Here is a 15,941-nt window from a genome sequence, read left to right on the forward strand (position 1 = left end):
GCACGCTTGGAGTGGCAAGAAAAGCGTATGGCCTTTTCTTGCCGCTGCAAGCGTGCAGCTCGTAGCCATGAGGTTTTGACATGTCCACCAATGAACACCTCAGCGATCTGATCCGCGCCCGCGATCTTGAGGGCGTCGATGTCTGGGCGTTGCCCAGCTTCGACCCGGAGCCAGAGCCGGAGCCTGAACCGGAACCTGAGATCGTCGAGGAAGAAATCGAGGAGGTGCCGCTGGAGGAAGTCCAGCCACTGACCCTCGAAGAGCTCGAAGCGATCCGTCAGGAGGCCTACAACGAAGGGTTCGCCACCGGTGAGCGCGAAGGTTTCCACAGTACCCAGCTGAAAGTGCGTCAGGAGGCCGAGGTGGCTTTGGCGGCCAAGCTGGCCAGCCTCGAACAACTGATGGGGCAACTGCTCGAACCTATCGCCGAACAGGACACCCAGATCGAGCGTGGCCTGGTGCAGTTGGTGGCGCACATGGCTCGTCAGGTGATCGGTCGCGAGCTGCGCAGCGATTCGAGCCAGATAACCCATGTGCTGCGCGAGGCGCTCAAGCTGCTGCCCATGGGCGCCGAGAATATCCGCATCCATCTGAACCCTCAGGATTTCGAGCTGGCCAAGGCCCTGCGCGAACGCCACGAAGAGCGTTGGAAGCTGCTCGAGGACGAGTCGCTGTTGCCTGGCGGTTGCCGGATCGAAACGCTGCACAGCCGCATCGATGCGACCATGGAAACGCGCCTGGAAAAGGCGCTGGCGCAATTGTTCGACCAATTGCACGACCAGTCCCTGCACCCGGCCGCGCCGGATCTTGCCCTTGAGCTGGAAACAAGCATCCCGGAGCATGGCGATGCGTCTTGAGCGCACCAGCTTCGGCAAGCGCCTGGGCGGTTATGCGGCGGCGGTTAAATTACCGGACCAACCGGTGGTGGAGGGGCGCTTGCTGCGCATGGTCGGCCTCACCCTGGAGGCCGAAGGCCTGCGCACCGCAGTCGGCAGTCGCTGTCTGGTGATCAACGACGACAGCTACCACCCGGTGCAGGTCGAGGCCGAGGTCATGGGCTTTTCCGGCGCCAAGGTCTTCCTCATGCCGGTGGGCAGTATCGCGGGTATCGCGCCCGGGGCGCGCGTCGTGCCCTTGGACGACAGCGGTCGGCTGCCCATGGGCATGAGCATGCTCGGGCGAGTGCTCGATGGTGCCGGGCGTGCCCTGGATGGCAAAGGTGGGATGAAAGCCGAAGACTGGGTGCCGATGGACGGCCCGATCATCAACCCGCTCAACCGCGACCCGATCAGCCAGCCGCTGGACGTGGGTATCCGCAGCATCAACGGGCTGCTCACGGTGGGGCGTGGGCAGCGTCTGGGCCTGTTCGCCGGTACCGGTGTGGGTAAATCGGTATTGCTGGGCATGATGACGCGCTTCACCGAGGCCGAGATCATCGTGGTCGGCCTGATCGGCGAGCGGGGCCGCGAGGTGAAGGAGTTCATCGAGCACATCCTCGGTGAGGAAGGGCTCAAGCGCTCGGTGGTGGTGGCCTCGCCTGCCGACGATGCGCCACTGATGCGCCTGCGCGCGGCGATGTACTGCACGCGAATTGCCGAATATTTCCGTGACAAAGGCAAGAACGTTCTGCTGCTGATGGATTCGCTGACCCGTTTCGCCCAGGCCCAGCGGGAAATCGCCCTGGCCATCGGCGAGCCGCCGGCGACCCGCGGCTATCCGCCTTCGGTGTTCGCCAAACTGCCCAAGCTGGTCGAGCGCGCGGGCAATGGCGAGCCAGGCGGTGGCTCGATCACTGCTTTCTACACGGTGCTGTCCGAAGGTGACGACCAGCAGGATCCTATCGCCGATGCGGCGCGCGGCGTGCTCGATGGCCACTTCGTACTGTCTCGGCGGTTGGCCGAGGAAGGGCATTACCCGGCCATCGATATCGAAGCGTCCATCAGCCGGGTCATGCCCCAGGTTGTCGATCCGGATCACCTGCGCCAAGCCCAGCACTTCAAGCAGTTGTGGTCGCGCCTGTCTCAAAGCCGCGACCTGATCAGCGTCGGTGCCTATGTACCAGGCGGAGACCCGGAGACCGACCAGGCCATTGCTCTGCAGTCGAGCCTGGTGGGCTTCTTGCGTCAGGGCCTTCAGGAAAACGTCGGCATGGCCCAGAGCCGCGAGCAGCTCGGCGCCATCTTCGCTTCGCCTGCAGGCGGCTGATAGGTCATGGCCTTGCCCAGTCGAGCCGCGCGCCTGGCGCCGGTGGTGGAGATGGCCGAGGAGGCCGAGCGCAAGGCCGCCCAGCGCCTTGGCCACTTCCAGCAGCAGTTGGCCCAGGCCCACGCCAAGCTGGCCGAGCTCGAGCGTTTTCGCGAAGACTATCAGTTGCAGTGGATCAACCGCGGCGGACAGGGGGTCAACGGCAACTGGCTGGTCAACTACCAACGCTTTCTCGGTCAGTTGGAAACGGCGATGACTCAGCAGCGCCAGAGCCTGGCCTGGCACCAGAACAACCTCAACAATGCCCGGGGCATCTGGCAGCAGGCCCATGCGCGGGTCGAGGGGTTGCGCAAGCTGGTGCAGCGATATCTCGACGAAGCCCGGCGGGCGGAAGACAAGCGTGAGCAAAAGCTGTTGGATGAATTATCCCAGCGTTTGCCGCGTCATCATCACCTGTAACCGTCTTGCTGGCGTCTGCGCCAATTTGCGATTGCCGGTAGCGCCTGCTAAACCTACTAGGATCGCATTCGCCATCATCATCGAAGGAATCGCTGGCATGGCTGTCGAATCCGATTTTTCACAGGACGAGAAAAAACTCACGATCACCGTCAAAGGGCGGTTTGACTTCGGCAGGCATCAAGAATTTCGCAATGCCTACGAACGACAACCCGTCCGCCCTGACTCAGTGGTCGTGGACCTCAAGGACGCCACTTACCTGGACAGCTCGGCATTGGGCATGCTGCTGTTGCTGCGCGACCATGAGGGCGGTGAAGACGCCTGCATCAGCGTGATCAACACCAGCCCTGACGTGCGCAAGATCCTCGCCATCTCCAATTTCGAAAAACTGTTCGATATCAGTTGAGCGTCGACATGCCGGCCGAACGGGCGCTGAGCGTGCTGGTCGCCGAAGACGGTGCGGCAGACCGGTTGTTGCTGGCGCAGATCGTCCGGCGCCAGGGTCATGAAGTGTTCACTGCGGAAAACGGCGAGCAGGCCGTGGCGCTGTTCGCCGAACGGCGGCCGCAGCTGGTGCTGCTCGATGCGCTGATGCCGGTGATGGACGGTTTCGAGGCGGCGCGTCGGATCAAGGCGCTGGCCGGCGAAGCGCTGGTGCCGATCATCTTTCTCACCTCGCTCAACGAGCAGGACGCCTTGGTGCGCTGCCTGGAAGCCGGCGGCGACGACTTCATGGCCAAGCCCTACAGCGCGGTGATCCTCGGCGCCAAGATCCGCGCCATGGATCGGCTGCGTCGGTTGCATGCCACGGTGCTCGAGCAGCGAGACCAGATCGCCCGGCATCATCATCACCTGCTCAACGAGCAACGGGTCGCCAAGGCGGTGTTCGACAAGGTGGCCCATGCCGGATGCCTACGCGCGCCCAACATTCGCTACCTGCAATCTCCCTACGCGTTGTTCAATGGCGACCTGTTGCTGGCGGCCTATACCCCCAACGGCAACCTGCATGTGCTGCTGGGCGACTTTACCGGCCATGGCTTGCCCGCCGCGATTGGCGCCATGCCTTTGGCCGAGGTGTTCTACGGCATGGCCGCCAAGGGTCATGGTGTCGCAGAAACGCTGCGGGAGATGAACGCCAAGCTCAAGCACATCCTGCCAGTGGACATGTTCTGCTGCGCCCTGATGCTCGACCTGAGCTATCAACGTGGCACGGTGGAGGTCTGGAGCGGCGGCATGCCGGATGGTTACCGTTTGTCCGCTACAGGAGAGGTGCTGGCCACGCTGCAATCGAGGCACCTGCCACTGGGCATCCTCTCGCCAGAGCGCTTCGATGACAGCACCGAGGTGTTGCCGCTGGCGGTGGGCGAGCGGCTTTTGCTGCTTTCCGATGGCGTGGTCGATACCTGCGATGACCAGGAGCGGTTATTCGGCGTGCAGCGCCTGGAGCAGGTGCTGCGCGCCAATCGCGATCCGGCGCAGTTGCTGCCGGAGCTGATGCAAGCACTGGAGCATTTTGGCGGGCGCCCCCGGGACGATATCAGCCTGTGTGACGTGTCCATGGTCGAGCCCCAGTGGCAGGCGCCAGCGGCCGTGCCCGACAGCGAGGCCAGCCGATCTGGTCCGTTGCATTGGTCGTTGCACTTCGAATTGCGTGGCGAAAGCTTGAAACGTTTCAATCCCGTGCCATACCTCGTTCAACTGCTGCAGGAGATCCATGGCCTGCGGCCAAACGGTGGCCTGTTGCACACGGTCCTGAGCGAGTTGTACGCCAATGCCCTGGAACATGGGGTGCTTGGCCTGGATTCGCGTCTCAAGCACGACGCCCAAGGATTTGCCGACTACTACCGCGAGCGTAGCCTTCGCTTGGCGCGACAGGATGACGGCTTCGTGCGAATCGATCTGGAAGTTGAACCCTGGGCCAGGGGCGGGCGTCTGAAGATCGACGTACGCGACAGCGGCCTGGGATTCGACGTTGCCCAGGTGCTGTCCGGCCAGCGGCAGGCCCAGGGGTTGAGCGGGCGCGGACTGAACCTGGTGCGCAGCCTCAGCCAGAGCGCCGAGTGGCTTGAGGGTGGACGTTGTGCGCGGGTGGTATTCTGTTGGTGAGCAGCTGGCGCCGGACCCTGCGCAAGCAGGCCCCATGGACTTGATCAAAGGAGTGAGCAAGTGGCTGACATGCATATCGACCCGAAGATCCTCAGTGACCTGCAAGAGGTCATGGAGGAGGGGTATCTGCAATTGCTCGAGACTTTTCTGGAAGACTCCGAGCGCCGCCTAGACCAATTGCACGGGGCCCGCAGCGCCGAGGAGCTGGGCTTGGCGGCCCACAGCTTCAAGGGCAGCAGCGGCAACATGGGCGCGGTGGGTCTGGCCGAGCTGTGTCGGCAGTTGGAGGAGCGTGTGCGAAAGCATTCTCTGTATGGCATCGAGGACCTGATCAACCGGATCGATCAGGAGTATCTCGAGGTTCAGCGCTTCTACCGCGCCGAGCGCGCGCGTATTTCCGCAGGTTGAAGCAACCTGGCGCGACTTTTGCCTGTCTTTGCCTGGACGATTCACGATTATTCGGCGCGGAGACCTTTCAATGCCTGTCGCATCCAATCCTTTGCTGCAAGCCAGTGTGGTGAGCAAGCCATCGCGCGCGGCTGCTCAGACGGCGGACAAGCCGCAGGCGGCGGGCTCCCAGACGGGGGGCTTCGATCAGGTCATGGCCCGCCAGGGGCGTGATGACAAGGCGACCCAAGCCAAGGCCAAGGACAAATCCGACAGTGCGATCGACGGCAAGACCGAGCCTGCCGATACGCAGCCGGTTGCCGATGGCGGCAAAACCTTGCCAGTGGTCGATCAAACCAGCGACAGCAGCGAATCGAGCTTGCTCGATGCCAGCCTCGTGGCCGGGCAGGTCACCGATGCCCAGCCTGGCGCGCAATTGATTCAGGCGCAGGCAGAGGCAGTGGCGCCTGTGCTGCAGGCCGCGGTGCAGCCTCAGGCCGCGCCTGTCGAGACGCCGTCGGAGCAGGCGCCGGCCGTGGAGGATTTCGACCCTGCGGCCGATCCGTTGGCCAACCTGCCGACCTTGCGCCTGGCCCTGGAACAAAGTGCACAGGCCAAAGGGACGACCTCCGCCCATGCGGCGCCCACCAGTCAAAGTGACAGCGGCCAGCCCGACGATGGGCAGGTAGCCGTCAATACCTTGGCGAGCCTGATCGACAAACCGCAAGCCGAAGGCGACACCTCGCAGCCAGGTGACAAAGCCTTCAGCGAGCTGCTCGATAACGGCTTGAAGGATACCAAGAGCGCCAGCAGCGACACGCGGGTCGACGACTTCGCCAATCGCCTTGCCAGCCTGACCCAGGCCGCAACGCCCAAGACCGCCAATGCCGTACCGCCCAGCCCACTGCATCAGCCGCTGCCGATGAACCAGAACGCCTGGGCCGAAGGATTGGTGAATCGCGTCATGTACCTGTCCAGCCAGAACCTCAAGTCCGCAGACATTCAACTCGAACCCGCCGAGTTGGGCCGCCTGGACATCCGCGTCAATGTCGCGGCGGATCAGTCTACCCAGGTCACCTTCATCAGTGGTCACGCCGGGGTGCGTGACGCTCTGGACAGTCAGGTGCATCGCCTGCGCGAACTGTTCGCCCAGCAGGGTCTGGCCCAGCCTGATGTCAACGTTGCCGATCAATCCCGCGGCCAGCAGCAACAGCAGGCTCAGCAGGAGGGTTCGAACCTGTCCGGGGTCGCGGCGCGGCGCGCCACGGCCGGTGGCGAGGACGATGGTGAACTGGCCGATGGTGCACAGCCGGTCGAACATCAGGTGGTGATCGGCGACAGCGCCGTCGATTACTACGCCTGAGGGCTGCGGCGCAGCCCATCTCAGGCCGTCACCAACTCCTACGCTTGTCGGTTGCTCCCGCTCGGCTCAAATCTGGCATAACACTTGCTCAAGCCACGTCATCCTTCTTTGAAACCCCGATGGACGACGGATTATTGGCATGGCGAAGAGCGAAGCAGTCAAAGACCCCGCCACTAAAGGCAAACTCAAGCTGATCCTCCTGCTGGTGCTCGCATTGCTGCTGGCCGTAGGCCTGTCGGTGGGCGCCACGTGGTTCGTCATGCACAAGAGCGAGTCGGCACCCGCTGTCGATCCTGCCCAGGCCAACGTCAAGGCGGCGGCGATCTATGAGCCGCTGGCGCCGGCTTTCGTGGTCAATTTCAACCAGAACGGCCGCCAGCGCTACATGCAGGTGAGCATCACCATGCAGGGGCGCAACCAGGCCGACCTGGACGCACTCAAGGTGCACATGCCTGTGATCCGCAACAACCTGGTCATGATGTTCTCGGGACAAGGTTTCGACACCCTGGCCAGCAGCCCGGTAGGCCAGGAGATGCTGCGCCAGAAGGCCACCGCGGTGGTCCAGGAAGTGGCGCAGAAGGAAGTCGGCAAGCCGGTCGTGGACCAGCTGCTGTTCACCAATTTCGTATTGCAGTAGGAGCCCGAAATGGCCGTGCAGGACCTGCTGTCCCAGGATGAGATCGACGCCCTGTTGCATGGCGTCGATGATGGTCTGGTACAAACCGAAAGCGCCGCCGAGCCCGGTGGCGTCAAAAGCTATGACCTGACCAGCCAGGATCGGATCGTCCGCGGACGCATGCCGACCCTGGAGATGATCAACGAACGCTTCGCCCGCTATACCCGCATCAGCATGTTCAACCTGCTGCGTCGCTCCGCCGACGTGGCGGTCGGCGGCGTGCAGGTGATGAAGTTCGGCGAGTACGTGCATTCGCTGTATGTCCCGACCAGTCTGAACCTGGTCAAGATCAAGCCGCTGCGCGGCACTTCGTTGTTCATCCTCGACGCCAAGCTGGTGTTCAAGCTGGTGGACAACTTCTTCGGTGGCGATGGCCGTCACGCCAAGATCGAAGGTCGTGAATTCACGCCCACCGAGCTGCGCGTGGTGCGCATGGTGCTCGACCAGGCCTTCGTCGACCTCAAGGAAGCCTGGCAGGCAATCATGCCGGTCAACTTCGAGTACATAAACTCCGAGGTCAACCCGGCCATGGCCAACATCGTCGGCCCGAGCGAGGCGGTGGTGGTCTCGACGTTCCATATCGAACTGGACGGCGGTGGCGGCGACCTGCACGTGACCATGCCGTACTCGATGATCGAACCGGTGCGCGAGATGCTCGATGCGGGCTTCCAGTCCGACCTGGACGACCAGGACGAGCGTTGGGTCAAGGCCCTGCGCGAAGACGTGCTCGATGTCAGCGTGCCGCTCTCGGCCACCGTGGCCCGCCGTCAGCTCAAGCTGCGCGACATCCTGCACATGCAGCCGGGCGATGTGATCCCCGTCGAGTTGCCCGAGCACCTGGTGCTGCGCGCCAACGGCGTGCCGTCGTTCAAGGCGCGCCTGGGCTCGCACAAGGGCACCTTGTCGCTGCAGATCATCGACCCGATCGAACGTCGCTGACGGCGTGCCGGTCGCTCCTTCCGAATTGAATGCCTGTCGAGGACATCATGGCTAACGAAAACGAAATCACCTCCCCGGAGGAACAGGCTCTGGCCGATGAGTGGGCTGCCGCCCTGCAGGAAACCGGCGACGCCGGCCAGGCCGACATCGATGCACTGCTGGCTGCCGACAGCGGCAAGTCCGGCGCCGGCCGCCTGCCGATGGAAGAGTTCGCAAGCTCCCCCAAGCCCAATGAAAACGTCAGCCTCGAGGGGCCGAACCTGGATGTGATCCTGGATATCCCGGTGAACATTTCCATGGAAGTGGGCAGCACCGAAATCAGCATCCGCAACTTGCTGCAGCTCAACCAGGGCTCGGTGATCGAGCTTGATCGCCTGGCGGGCGAGCCGTTGGACGTGCTGGTCAACGGCACCTTGATCGCCCACGGCGAGGTGGTGGTGGTCAACGAGAAGTTCGGCATCCGCCTGACCGACGTGATCAGCCCCAGCGAACGCATCAAGAAGCTGCGCTGAGTGAAGGGGTCGATGCGGGCCGTGATGGCCTTCGGCGCATTGCTCGTCAGCGAGACGGTGATCGCGGCCACCCAGGCAGCGGCACCCGCTGCGGCCGCACCCGGCAGCCTCATCGGGCAGTTGGCACAGATGGTCTTCGGCCTGTTGCTGGTGGTCGGCCTGATCTTCGCCCTTGCCTGGTTGCTGCGCCGCATGCAGGGCGCGACACCGCGCGGTGGGCAGGTGATCGATATCATCGGCAGCCGGACGATCGGCCCGCGTGACCGCCTGCTGCTGGTGCAGGTGGGCAAGGAGCAGATCCTCATCGGTCACTCGCCCGGCAACATCGAGGCATTGCATGTGTTGGCCGAGCCTGTGGAGGTGCCCGCCAGTGCCCGCCCGGCCACGCCGGAGTTCGCCCAGCGGCTGCTCGAGCTGATGGGCAAGGATCAGAAGGACAAGAAGTGATGACCGGCGCATTGCGCTCATTGTTGACCCTGGCGCTGCTGCTGGCTGCGCCGATGGCCTTGGCTGCCGACCCGCTGTCGATTCCGGCCATCACCCTGTCCAATGGGGCGGACGGCCAGCAGGAGTATTCGGTCAGCCTGCAAATCCTGCTGATCATGACGGCGCTGAGTTTCATTCCGGCGTTCGTCATCCTGATGACCAGCTTCACCCGCATCATCATTGTCTTTTCCATCCTGCGTCAGGCCCTGGGCCTGCAGCAGACGCCTTCGAACCAGGTGCTGACCGGCATGGCGTTGTTCCTGACGCTGTTCATCATGGCCCCGGTGTTCGACCGGGTGAACCAGGACGCCATCCAGCCCTACCTGAACGAGCAGATGACCGCCCAGCAAGCCATCGACAAGGCCCAGGGGCCGCTGAAGGACTTCATGCTGGCCCAGACCCGGCAAAGCGACCTGGACCTGTTCGTGCGCCTGTCCAAACGCACCGACATCGCCAGCCCTGAACAGGCGCCATTGACCATCCTGGTGCCGGCGTTCGTCACCTCGGAGCTCAAGACCGCGTTCCAGATCGGCTTCATGATCTTCATTCCGTTCTTGATCATCGACATGGTGGTGGCCAGCGTGCTGATGGCCATGGGCATGATGATGCTCTCGCCGCTGATCATCTCGCTGCCGTTCAAGATCATGCTGTTCGTCCTGGTCGATGGCTGGGCGTTGATCATGGGTACCCTGGCCGGCAGTTTCGGTGGCGTCTGAGGCCATCAAGGAGAGCCCTGTATGACACCTGAAGTAGCCTTGGATTTGTTCCGCGATGCCCTCTGGATGACGGCCATGATGGTGGCCATCCTGGTAGTGCCAAGCCTGCTGGTCGGTCTGGTGGTGGCGATGTTCCAGGCGGCGACCCAGATCAACGAACAGACGCTCAGTTTCCTGCCGCGCCTGCTGGTGATGCTGGTGACCCTGATTGTCGTCGGGCCTTGGCTCCTGCAGCGTTTCATGGAGTATTTCAATCGCCTGTACACCAGCATTCCGCAGCTGATTGGTTGATGCGGCCATGCTGGAGCTGACCGACAGTCAGATTGGCACTTGGGTCGCCACGTTCATCCTGCCGTTGTTCAGAGTGACGGCGGTTCTGATGACCATGCCGATTTTTGGCACACGGATGCTGCCCGCGCGCATCCGCCTCTACGCTGCCTTGGCTATCACGGTTGTTATCGTGCCGGGATTGCCGCCATTGCCAGAATTCGACCCGTTGAGCTTGCGTGGCATGTTGCTGTGTGGGGAACAGATCATCGTCGGTGCAGTGTTCGGGCTTGCCCTGCAAATGCTCTTTCAGGCATTCGTGGTAGCGGGGCAGATCATCGCTGTGCAGATGGGTATGGCATTTGCCTCTATGGTTGATCCTGCCAATGGTGTCAACGTGGCGGTCGTCAGCCAATTCATGACAATGTTGGTCAGCGTGTTGTTCCTGGTGATGAACGGACACTTGGTGGTGTTCGAAGTGCTGACCGAGAGCTTTACTACCTTGCCGGTGGGCAGTGCGTTGGTAGTCAATCATTTCTGGGAGATGGCCGGACGGTTGAGTTGGGTGCTGGGCGCCGCCTTGCTGTTGGTGTTGCCGGCGATTACCGCGCTGTTGGTCATCAATATCGCTTTTGGCGTAATGTCACGCGCGGCGCCCCAACTGAACATCTTCTCCATTGGCTTTCCGCTGACCTTGGTATTGGGCATGGTCATCTTTTGGATCGCCTTGGCCGACATGCTTTCCCATTATCAATTGTTGGCCAGCGAGGCGCTGCAATGGCTGCGTGAGCTGGCAAGGGCGCGCTGAGCATGGCAGAGAGCGAAAGCGGTCAGGACAAGACAGAAGAGCCCACCGACAAACGCCGGCGCGATGCGCGTGAAAAGGGCGAGGTGGCCCGTTCCAAGGAACTCAACACGGTAGCGGTGACCCTTGCCGGTGCGGGCAGTTTGTTGGCATTCGGTGGGTTTCTGGCGGAAACGCTCATGGATCTGATGCGTTTGAGTTTTAGTCTCACCCGGGAGATGGTGGTGGACGAAAGCGCCATGGGAGGGTTGCTCCTGGCCTCGGGCAAGATGGCGATCTGGGCGGTGCAGCCAGTGTTGATCCTGCTGTTCGTGATTTCCTTCATCGCGCCGATCGCTCTGGGCGGTTTTCTGTTCTCTGGAAGTTTGTTGCAGCCGAAGTTCAGTCGCATGAACCCGTTGTCGGGTATCAAACGTATGTTCTCCCTCAATGCGCTGACTGAGCTGCTCAAGGCCCTTGCCAAATTCTTCGTGATCCTGCTGGTGGCACTGGCGGTGTTGTCCAATGATCGTGAGGCGTTGTTGGCGATCGCCAATGAGCCGCTTGATCAAGCCATCATCCATAGCGTCCAGGTGGTCGGGTGGAGTGCATTGTGGATGGCTGCCGGGTTGTTGTTGATCGCGGTGGTGGATGTGCCGTTCCAAATTTGGCAGGCGCATAACAAGTTGAAGATGACCAAGCAGGAAGTGAAGGACGAATACAAGGATTCGGAAGGCAAGCCTGAGGTCAAGCAACGGATCCGTCAGTTGCAGCGCGAAGCCTCGCAGCGGCGCATGATGGCGGCGGTGCCCGATGCCGATGTGATCATCACCAACCCCACGCACTATGCCGTGGCGCTCAAGTACGACCCGGAGTCGGGTGGTGTGGCGCCTTTGCTGCTGGCCAAGGGGACGGACTTCATCGCGTTGAAGATCCGCGAGATCGGGGTTGAGCACCAGGTGCAGATCCTTGAGTCGCCGGCGTTGGCGCGGGCGATCTACTACTCCACCGAGCTTGAGCAGGAGATTCCGGCGGGGTTGTACCTGGCGGTGGCGCAGGTGCTGGCTTATGTGTTCCAGATCCGGCAATACCGGGCGGGGAAGGGCAAGGCGCCGGAGCCTTTGAAGCCTGATTTGCCGATTCCGCCGGATTTGCGGCGTGATCGGTGAGTTGCTTTAGGTTGCATTGGTTGGTGTTGGGGCTTGTGGGCATATCCGTTTGATGTGTCGACGCTGATTCACCTTTGCGCCCTTACGGCGGGTCACTTGGTCTTGGTCAAAGTAACCAAAGCCGCTGCGCCTCAGCATTCGCCCCGCTCGTGGCGGTGAGCTGTTGGGCCTATTCGCGGGTTTACCCGCGAAAGGGCCGGAGCAGGCGAAAAGCGCCACCCCCAGAAAACTGGATACACACACGATCCAGAAAACTCCCCCAAAAAAGGCCCAACTCAAAAGTTGGAAGGCTTCTTGCAAAGGCAGCGCCAAACGCCCATTCAGGCGTCAAAGTTTTGCTTGAAGAGGATTTGCGGTGGATCGCACTCAGTTAATCAACAGCGCCCGAAACAACCTGGCTGGTCTCGGCCGGGGCAACCTGGGCGTGCCGCTGTTGCTGCTGGTGATGATGGCAATGATGATGTTGCCGATTCCACCGTTCCTGCTCGACGTTTTCTTCACCTTCAACATCGCCCTGTCGATCGTCGTCCTGCTGGTCTGCGTATACGCCCTGCGCCCGCTGGACTTCGCTGCGTTTCCCACCATCCTGCTCGTGGCAACCTTGCTGCGTCTTGCCCTGAACGTGGCCTCGACGCGTGTGGTCATGCTCCACGGCCAGGAAGGCCACGGTGCTGCGGGCAAGGTGATCCAGGCCTTCGGCGAGGTGGTGATCGGCGGCAACTACGTGGTCGGTGCGGTGGTGTTCGCCATCCTCATGATCATCAACTTCGTCGTGGTCACCAAGGGCGCCGGGCGCATTTCCGAGGTGAGCGCACGTTTCACCCTTGACGCGATGCCTGGCAAGCAGATGGCGATCGACGCCGACCTCAATGCGGGCCTGATCGACCAGGCTCAGGCCAAGGCCCGACGCGCCGAAGTCGCCCAGGAAGCCGAGTTCTATGGCTCCATGGACGGTGCCAGCAAGTTCGTTCGCGGCGACGCCATCGCCGGGCTGCTGATCCTGTTCATCAACCTTATCGGCGGCATGCTCATCGGTATCCTGCAGCATGGCATGTCGGCCGGCGAGGCGGGCAAGGTCTACGCCTTGCTGACCATCGGTGACGGTTTGGTGGCGCAGTTGCCCTCGCTGCTGCTGTCCACCGCCGCCGCGATCATGGTGACCCGAGCCTCCAGTTCCGAGGACATGGGCAAGCTGATCAATCGGCAGATGTTCGACTCGCCCAAAGCGTTGGCTGTTTCGGCGGCGCTGATGATCGTCATGGGCTTGGTTCCGGGCATGCCGCATATCGCCTTCCTGGGGCTTGGCGCGGCGGCCGGGGGCGGTGCCTACCTGGTCTGGCGTCGTCAGCAACAGGCCAAGCTCAAGGCCCAGGAAGAAGCGCAGCGCCAGCAGGACCTGCTGCCATCGCCCCAGCGTGCCTTGGAAACCAAGGAGCTGGGTTGGGACGATGTGACGCCAATCGACATGATCGGCCTTGAGGTCGGTTATCGCCTGATTCCGCTGGTGGACCGCAACCAGGGTGGCCAGCTGTTGGCGCGGATCAAGGGGGTGCGCAAGAAGCTGTCCCAGGACCTGGGCTTTCTCATGCCCACTGTGCATATTCGCGACAACCTGGACCTGCAGCCGAGCGCCTATCGCCTCACCTTGATGGGGGTGATCCTGGCTGAGGCGGAGATCTATCCGGACCGGGAGCTGGCCATCAACCCGGGCCAGGTCTTCGGCACGCTCAACGGTATCGCTGCGCGCGACCCGGCGTTTGGTCTTGAGGCGGTGTGGATCGATGTCGGGCAGCGTGCCCAGGCCCAGTCGCTGGGCTACACCGTGGTCGATGCCAGCACGGTGGTGGCCACCCACCTCAACCAGATCCTGCAGAAACATTGCCATGAACTGATCGGCCATGAAGAGGTCCAGCAACTGTTGCAAGTATTGGCCAAAGGTTCGCCTAAACTTGCCGAGGAGCTGGTACCGGGTGTCATTTCGTTGTCAGGCTTGCTCAAGGTCCTGCAGGCATTGTTGGCCGAGCAGGTGCCGGTGCGGGACATCCGCAGTATCGCCGAGGCAATCGCCAACAATGCTGGCAAGAGTCAAGATACCGCCGCGCTGGTGGCGGCAGTGCGCGTCGGATTGTGTCGCGCCATCGTGCAAAGCATTGTCGGCGTTGAGTCCGAGCTGCCTGTGATCACCCTTGAGCCAAGGTTGGAACAGATTTTGCTCAATAGTCTGCAAAGGGCCGGGCAAGGCCAGGAAGACGGTGTTCTCCTGGAGCCGAGCATGGCCGAGAAGCTGCAGCGTTCGCTGATCGAAGCGGCCCAGCGCCAGGAGATGCAAGGCCTGCCGGCCATTCTTCTGGTCGCCGGCCCGATCCGCGCCATGCTGTCGCGCTTCGGTCGCCTGGCTGTACCGAATTTGCATGTTCTGGCGTATCAGGAAATACCTGACAACAAGCAAGTCACCATCGTTGCCACCGTGGGCCCCAACGGCTGAGGTAGTGGGTTATGCAAGTTAAGCGTTTTTTCGCCGCCGATATGCGTCAGGCCATGAAGCTGGTCCGGGATGAGCTTGGCTCCGACGCCGCCATCATCGGCAACCGGCGCATCGCCGGCGGTGTCGAGTTGACGGCCGCGCTGGACTACAAGCTGTCCGCCCTGGCCCCACGCGTGCCGAACATCGAACTCGAGGACGAGCTGCGCAAAACCCAGACGCGCATCGCCACCGCCCAGGCCGAACTGAGCACACGCAACGAAAGCGACGAGATCGGCAATCGCCAATTGTTCGCCGGATTGTCGTTGACCGCCTCCGAGCCACTGGTCGAGCCACAGGTTGACGCGCCGGCGCAGGTTGCGGCTCCAGCGCCGGCACCGGTCGATCCGCGTCTGTTCGATGCCATGCGCTCGGAGCTGTCGGGCCTGCGCGAATTGCTCGAAGTCCAGCTCGGATCCCTGGCCTGGAGCCAGCTGCAGGGCAACAAGCCGCAGCAGGCCAACCTTTGGCGTCGCTTGCAGCGTATCGGCCTGTCGGGCCCGATCGCTCGCGAAGCACTCGAGCTTGCTGGCGAGATCGAAGACCCGCGCCACGCCTGGCGCATGATCTTGGCCCACCTGGCACGGATGATCCAGGTCCCCGAGATCGAGCCGATCGAAGAGGGCGGTGTGATCGCCATGGTCGGTCCGGCTGGTATGGGCAAGACCACCACGTTGGCAAAGCTGGCGGCGCGCTACGTGCTCAAATACGGCGCCCAGCATCTGGCGCTGGTGAGCATGGACAGCTTCCGCATTGGCGCCCAAGAGCAGCTCAAGACATTGGGGCGCATCCTCAATGTGCCGGTGACCTATGTCGACCCGGGCCAGTCCTTGGCCCAGGCGCTCGATCCGCTGTTGCGCAAGCGCGTGGTGCTGATCGACACCGCAGGCCTGCAGGCCAGCGACCCGGCCCTGCGGCTGCAACTGGAGAGCCTGGCCGGACGCGGCATCGCCGCCAAGAACTACCTGGTCCTGGCCACCACCAGCCAGAAGCAGGTGCTGACCGCCGCCTACCACAGCTACAAGCGCTGTGGCCTGGCCGGCTGCATCCTGACCAAGCTTGATGAAACGGCCAGCCTCGGCGAAGTGCTGAGCCTTGCCATCAGTCACGAATTGCCCGTGGCCTATCTGACCGATGGACCGCGCATTCCTGACGACCTGCAACTGCCGCGCAAACATCAGTTGGTCAGCCGTGCGGTCAGTGTGCAGATGCAGGACGAGCCCAGCGAAGAGGCGATGGCCGACATGTTCGCTGATCTCTACCACAACCCAGGCAAGCGTGCGGGTTGACGAATGGACAGCGCAAAGTACCTGCATCCTGAGCGTCGTGTTCAGCTCCTGATGTGGCCTGGGCC

The 15,941-nt window shown here is 62.4% G+C and carries 17 protein-coding genes; all 17 read left to right on the forward strand.

Annotated features, from left to right (window positions below; translation table 11 throughout):
* The first annotated feature begins 80 nt into the window (after positions 1-80).
* The 17 genes from fliH (at position 81) to flhF (ending at position 15,876) form a co-directional block, all read left to right on the forward strand.
* Complete coding sequence (fliH, locus tag R6G97_RS13705) at positions 81-857, forward strand: flagellar assembly protein FliH (protein ID WP_043212766.1); 777 nt, start codon at positions 81-83, stop codon at positions 855-857.
* Positions 847-2,205: a flagellar protein export ATPase FliI gene (gene fliI / locus R6G97_RS13710; protein WP_070571550.1), complete on the forward strand. Its 1,359-nt coding sequence runs from the start codon at positions 847-849 to the stop codon at positions 2,203-2,205. Before fliH ends, fliI begins: the two co-directional genes overlap by 11 nt.
* Positions 2,206-2,211: 6 nt before the next feature.
* The gene (gene fliJ / locus R6G97_RS13715) at positions 2,212-2,664 is read left to right on the forward strand and encodes a flagellar export protein FliJ (protein ID WP_043212772.1); all 453 of its coding nucleotides are present in this window, start codon (positions 2,212-2,214) and stop codon (positions 2,662-2,664) included.
* Positions 2,665-2,761: 97 nt separating this feature from the next.
* Positions 2,762-3,067: an STAS domain-containing protein gene (locus R6G97_RS13720; RefSeq protein ID WP_043212774.1), complete on the forward strand. Its 306-nt coding sequence runs from the start codon at positions 2,762-2,764 to the stop codon at positions 3,065-3,067.
* A gap of 8 nt (positions 3,068-3,075) precedes the next feature.
* Positions 3,076-4,767, forward strand: coding sequence for an ATP-binding SpoIIE family protein phosphatase (locus R6G97_RS13725; RefSeq protein ID WP_317847105.1), 1,692 nt, complete (start codon positions 3,076-3,078; stop codon positions 4,765-4,767).
* A gap of 60 nt (positions 4,768-4,827) precedes the next feature.
* The gene (locus tag R6G97_RS13730; RefSeq protein ID WP_043212781.1) at positions 4,828-5,175 is read left to right on the forward strand and encodes an Hpt domain-containing protein; all 348 of its coding nucleotides are present in this window, start codon (positions 4,828-4,830) and stop codon (positions 5,173-5,175) included.
* Between the two features lie 70 nt (positions 5,176-5,245).
* Positions 5,246-6,517, forward strand: a complete 1,272-nt coding sequence (locus R6G97_RS13735) for a flagellar hook-length control protein FliK (protein ID WP_043212784.1) — start codon at positions 5,246-5,248, stop codon at positions 6,515-6,517.
* Positions 6,518-6,656: 139 nt separating this feature from the next.
* Positions 6,657-7,154, forward strand: coding sequence for a flagellar basal body-associated protein FliL (fliL, locus tag R6G97_RS13740; protein WP_043212786.1), 498 nt, complete (start codon positions 6,657-6,659; stop codon positions 7,152-7,154).
* 9 nt (positions 7,155-7,163) lie between these two features.
* Entirely contained in the window at positions 7,164-8,132 is a 969-nt protein-coding gene (gene fliM / locus R6G97_RS13745; RefSeq protein ID WP_043212789.1) for a flagellar motor switch protein FliM, read from the forward strand.
* Between the two features lie 47 nt (positions 8,133-8,179).
* Positions 8,180-8,644 carry a flagellar motor switch protein FliN gene (gene fliN / locus R6G97_RS13750; RefSeq protein WP_043212852.1) on the forward strand — a complete coding sequence of 155 codons (465 nt, stop codon included), beginning with the start codon at positions 8,180-8,182 and terminating at the stop codon, positions 8,642-8,644.
* A gap of 12 nt (positions 8,645-8,656) precedes the next feature.
* The gene (gene fliO / locus R6G97_RS13755) at positions 8,657-9,091 is read left to right on the forward strand and encodes a flagellar biosynthetic protein FliO (protein WP_289717069.1); all 435 of its coding nucleotides are present in this window, start codon (positions 8,657-8,659) and stop codon (positions 9,089-9,091) included.
* The gene (gene fliP / locus R6G97_RS13760) at positions 9,091-9,846 is read left to right on the forward strand and encodes a flagellar type III secretion system pore protein FliP (RefSeq protein WP_043212790.1); all 756 of its coding nucleotides are present in this window, start codon (positions 9,091-9,093) and stop codon (positions 9,844-9,846) included. Before fliO ends, fliP begins: the two co-directional genes overlap by 1 nt.
* Before the next feature lie 21 nt (positions 9,847-9,867).
* Entirely contained in the window at positions 9,868-10,137 is a 270-nt protein-coding gene (gene fliQ, locus R6G97_RS13765; RefSeq protein WP_090345491.1) for a flagellar biosynthesis protein FliQ, read from the forward strand.
* 7 nt (positions 10,138-10,144) lie between these two features.
* Entirely contained in the window at positions 10,145-10,921 is a 777-nt protein-coding gene (gene fliR / locus R6G97_RS13770; RefSeq protein ID WP_090345493.1) for a flagellar biosynthetic protein FliR, read from the forward strand.
* Positions 10,922-10,923: 2 nt separating this feature from the next.
* On the forward strand, positions 10,924-12,066 hold the full coding sequence (flhB, locus tag R6G97_RS13775) for a flagellar biosynthesis protein FlhB (RefSeq protein ID WP_090345495.1): 1,143 nt from the start codon (positions 10,924-10,926) through the stop codon (positions 12,064-12,066).
* Positions 12,067-12,421: 355 nt separating this feature from the next.
* Entirely contained in the window at positions 12,422-14,551 is a 2,130-nt protein-coding gene (flhA, locus tag R6G97_RS13780) for a flagellar biosynthesis protein FlhA (RefSeq protein ID WP_043212797.1), read from the forward strand.
* A gap of 11 nt (positions 14,552-14,562) precedes the next feature.
* Positions 14,563-15,876 (forward strand): flagellar biosynthesis protein FlhF, encoded by a 1,314-nt coding sequence (gene flhF / locus R6G97_RS13785; RefSeq protein WP_043212799.1) that lies wholly within the window; start codon positions 14,563-14,565, stop codon positions 15,874-15,876.
* Positions 15,877-15,941 lie beyond the last annotated feature (65 nt).

The organism is Pseudomonas sp. HTZ2 (genome assembly GCF_033173945.1).
Lineage (GTDB): Bacteria > Pseudomonadota > Gammaproteobacteria > Pseudomonadales > Pseudomonadaceae > Aquipseudomonas > Aquipseudomonas guariconensis.

Excerpts from the sequence above, each read along its gene's own strand:
- fliM (WP_043212789.1), top strand. The coding sequence starts at position 7,164 with ATGGCCGTGCAGGACCTGCTGTCCCAGGATGAGATCGACGCCCTGTTG.
- fliH (WP_043212766.1), top strand. The coding sequence starts at position 81 with ATGTCCACCAATGAACACCTCAGCGATCTGATCCGCGCCCGCGATCTT.
- flhB (WP_090345495.1), top strand. The coding sequence starts at position 10,924 with ATGGCAGAGAGCGAAAGCGGTCAGGACAAGACAGAAGAGCCCACCGAC.
- fliP (WP_043212790.1), top strand. The coding sequence starts at position 9,091 with ATGACCGGCGCATTGCGCTCATTGTTGACCCTGGCGCTGCTGCTGGCT.
- fliQ (WP_090345491.1), top strand. The coding sequence starts at position 9,868 with ATGACACCTGAAGTAGCCTTGGATTTGTTCCGCGATGCCCTCTGGATG.
- fliO (WP_289717069.1), top strand. The coding sequence starts at position 8,657 with ATGCGGGCCGTGATGGCCTTCGGCGCATTGCTCGTCAGCGAGACGGTG.
- fliI (WP_070571550.1), top strand. The coding sequence starts at position 847 with ATGCGTCTTGAGCGCACCAGCTTCGGCAAGCGCCTGGGCGGTTATGCG.
- fliL (WP_043212786.1), top strand. The coding sequence starts at position 6,657 with ATGGCGAAGAGCGAAGCAGTCAAAGACCCCGCCACTAAAGGCAAACTC.
- flhF (WP_043212799.1), top strand. The coding sequence starts at position 14,563 with ATGCAAGTTAAGCGTTTTTTCGCCGCCGATATGCGTCAGGCCATGAAG.
- R6G97_RS13735 (WP_043212784.1), top strand. The coding sequence starts at position 5,246 with ATGCCTGTCGCATCCAATCCTTTGCTGCAAGCCAGTGTGGTGAGCAAG.
- R6G97_RS13720 (WP_043212774.1), top strand. The coding sequence starts at position 2,762 with ATGGCTGTCGAATCCGATTTTTCACAGGACGAGAAAAAACTCACGATC.
- fliJ (WP_043212772.1), top strand. The coding sequence starts at position 2,212 with ATGGCCTTGCCCAGTCGAGCCGCGCGCCTGGCGCCGGTGGTGGAGATG.
- fliR (WP_090345493.1), top strand. The coding sequence starts at position 10,145 with ATGCTGGAGCTGACCGACAGTCAGATTGGCACTTGGGTCGCCACGTTC.
- fliN (WP_043212852.1), top strand. The coding sequence starts at position 8,180 with ATGGCTAACGAAAACGAAATCACCTCCCCGGAGGAACAGGCTCTGGCC.
- R6G97_RS13725 (WP_317847105.1), top strand. The coding sequence starts at position 3,076 with ATGCCGGCCGAACGGGCGCTGAGCGTGCTGGTCGCCGAAGACGGTGCG.